We start from the raw sequence: 3,114 nt of genomic DNA on the forward strand, positions 1-3,114 counted from the left end.
ACTACTGACGAAAACCGTTAAAACCCCGAAAGCCTGCTAACGCTCAAAGCAGCTGCGCGGTACGCGTCGGCTGGCTTTGCTTGTTAGCAGCCTACACCGAACTTTCGCGGCTTGCCGCCCTGGCAAACCTGCACAACGGCACGGCTGCTGATATTAAAAACTAAACCAGCCAGCTGCGATACGGCGAGCCAACCGGAACCTGTAAAACTGTTAAGCGAAGCCCAGAAGAACAACGCTACCGCCATCACCATTTGCAACAAACCCACAAACTGGCGGACTTAACCTTTTGGCGCTGCCGCTAAATAAACCAAACGCGAGCAAAGCCGGAAAAAATACTGACTGAAACCGTTAAAACCCGAACACCTGCTAACAACTTTGTAGTTTGGAGCGCACACGCTTTCCAGCCATGTAAACTCCCTTCTATCTTTTGTAAATAAAATCACACTATCTAACAGCATCGCGTAAATCAACAGATTTTTCCTGGACTGTTTTGAATTGATTGCTGAAAGCGAGGTGAAAACTCGCGATTCACTTGATCACAATAAATTTACCTACTACTGTATATAAACACAATTAAACTTATTTCAAGGAGCGGTAGATGTCATCGCCATTTATGCAATACATTGCCGAATTTATGTATACCCACCGCTATGCTAAAAGAACAATTGAGAGTTACCTGCACTGGATTAGGCTGTATATCCTTTATCACAAAAAGCAGCATCCCTCTAAGCTTGGCGATCAGGATGTTGAGAGATTTCTGTCTTATTTGAGTAATCAGCGTAACGTTGCACCGAGGACACAAGCTAGCGCACTTAACGCATTGAGCTTTCTGTATAACAAGGTGTTGCAGCAACCACTATCGTTAAACCTTAACTTTAACCGCTCGCAAATTTCACCGAAATTGCCAGTTGTACTAACCCGTGCCGAGGTTACGGCGATGCTGCGCGTGATCGATCCACGCTATAAATTATTAGCTCAATTGATGTATGGCAGTGGCTTACGGTTAATGGAAGCAGTACGGTTACGAGTGCAGGATATAGATTACGATTATTTGTCGGTCATGGTCTGGCAGGGCAAAGGCAATAAAAATCGCCGCGTCACCTTAGCTCCAGAGTTGGTTCCAACACTCAAACAGCAAAGCCAGTTTGTCTTGCAGTATTTTCAGGCTGATTTGGCCAATCCCGAATATGCCGGTGTCTGGTTACCTCATGCATTAGCACGTAAAAATCCTGCAGCGCCCAAGCAATTTGGTTGGCAGTATCTGTTTCCCTCGATGCAGCTGAGTATTGATCCGGACTCAAAACTCTTACGCCGCCATCATCTGGATGAAAGCTGTGTCAGGCGTGAAATTAAAATTGCCTCCCGCAAAGCTGCTATCCCCAAAAATGTAACCTGTCTCACGCTTCGTCATTCGTTTGCCACGCATTTATTGGAGTCGGGTGCTGATATCCGCACGGTTCAGGAACAGCTTGGCCACGTTGATGTGCGAACTACCCAAATTTATACGCATGTCATTAATCGTGGTGCGGGTGGGGTGAAAAGCCCGTTATCGCAGCTGTTATAACGATACTAGCTTGGCGTGCTAATCGAGATCGCAGATGGCGTCTCCGGTACGGCAAGCATACCGGAGACAGGGCTCCCGCATGAGTGTTTAATTTTCAAACACTCTGCTGCTGAAACCAGCTTTTAAGACATCTTCCAAATAATCCGTTTTCATCCAGGCACGTTTTTGTTTTGCGGGGATGCTGCCTTTCGATGGCTCTGCTCTTAGCATATTTAAAGACCATTGCCGTAGTATTGACCAGTTTTCCGCCGCGTGATTCTGATAAATCTGGCAAGCATCTTCTTTCATGCTGACATCCAGCACCCAATGTAGGCTATTTTCAACGGCCCAATGAGCTCTAACCGCCTCGGCTAACTGTACTTCGTTCAGCTTGGCTGAACTGATGTAGTAACGATAAGTGAGTTCCGATTTTTTTCCTTTTACTTCCCGGTAACTTAGATTCATTCCAACGGTTTGCAGACCAACCCATTTACTAAAGTTTCCCTTCAGTTCGCTGGCGTCTTTTACATGGTAACTTCTTGCTTCTATTCGGCCTCGGTTCTTTTCTATGACAATCCCATCAAGAGGGCGACTTCGTTGCCCGGCAAATAACGCTTCTACTGCGTTGTATAACGTTCCCTGGTTTGCCTTAAGCGCCAACAGATAATCCCCATTCCCCTCTATCACTTGCTCTGCTATCGCCGTTTGACATCCCATCGCATCTATTGAAACCAGGGCGCCTTCAATATCCAGCAATCGAATCAGCTCTGGGATGGCTGTGATTTCATTCGATTTTTCCACGGTCTTCAGCTGCCCCAACACCACTTTGTTCGCACAAGCAAAGGCGTTCACCATATGGATGGTCGATTTTCTGTCTTCTGGTGCATAAGAGCTACGTAGCGTTTTGCCATCTATGGCAATCACTTCTCCCTGCGTTAGCTTGTGCACCGCTTGCATCCAGTCGATAAAACATTGCCTGAATTGTTCCGGAGCAATTTTGGAAATAATACGCGCTATCGTGTCATCTACCGGGACGCCATCACTTAAAAAACCTTGTTTCTGAAACCACTCGTGATGACCTTTAGCATAATCATGGATCTCCGACCATCCCTCTGCGCCTGCAATCACGCCACATAAGGTCACGAATAAAACATCAGATAAAGGATAGGTAACTTTTGCAGACTGACGGTTGTCGATGATGGTGTCAAAGTGTGTAGTAAAGAGTTCAAGGTACATGGCATGCTCCCAAAAAAGGAGTATATGATCACAACTAGATCAGATCGTCAAACTGATCGTTTATTGTTTAAAAAACGTTCGCGATCTCGCCCTGGATCGGCACTGGGCACCACAAGTACCTCGGCACCCGTTATAAGTTTTAACCAACGCTGATGGATATAGAGTATCTCTGTAGGTTGACTATACCCTGCAAAAAGCAGAATTAATTGTCCCTTTAGCGGTTTAGCATTCTTACTATCGTAATTGTTGACCTCAAACCGCCAAATCTTGCGTTTATCGTTAATGTTAAAATCTAAACTGAGGCTATGGTTAACTACCGCCATATCATCTAAGCC

Annotated in this window: 3 protein-coding genes; 1 reads left to right on the top strand and 2 read right to left on the bottom strand. The window is 45.7% G+C overall.

Features of this window, described 5'->3' with window-relative positions; genetic code table 11:
- Positions 1-598 precede the first annotated feature (598 nt).
- Positions 599-1,564, top strand: a complete 966-nt coding sequence (locus ACLR2L_RS19660) for an integron integrase (RefSeq protein WP_413370651.1) — start codon at positions 599-601, stop codon at positions 1,562-1,564.
- An 87-nt stretch (positions 1,565-1,651) separates the two neighbouring features.
- Here the strand turns inward: ACLR2L_RS19660 and ACLR2L_RS19665 are convergent, their stop codons facing one another.
- The gene (locus ACLR2L_RS19665; RefSeq protein WP_008608682.1) at positions 1,652-2,779 is read right to left on the bottom strand and encodes an ISAs1 family transposase; all 1,128 of its coding nucleotides are present in this window, start codon (positions 2,777-2,779) and stop codon (positions 1,652-1,654) included.
- Between the two features lie 47 nt (positions 2,780-2,826).
- Positions 2,827-3,114, bottom strand: a 288-nt coding sequence (locus tag ACLR2L_RS19670) for a hypothetical protein (protein ID WP_413370654.1), incomplete at its 5' end; no start/stop codon positions are given.

The organism is Alteromonas sp. AMM-1 (assembly GCF_047290655.1).
Lineage (GTDB): Bacteria > Pseudomonadota > Gammaproteobacteria > Enterobacterales > Alteromonadaceae > Alteromonas > Alteromonas mangrovi.

Coding starts and splice junctions, on each gene's coding strand:
- ACLR2L_RS19660 (WP_413370651.1), top strand. CDS start 599: ATGTCATCGCCATTTATGCAATACATTGCCGAATTTATGTATACCCAC.
- ACLR2L_RS19665 (WP_008608682.1), bottom strand. CDS start 2,779: ATGTACCTTGAACTCTTTACTACACACTTTGACACCATCATCGACAAC.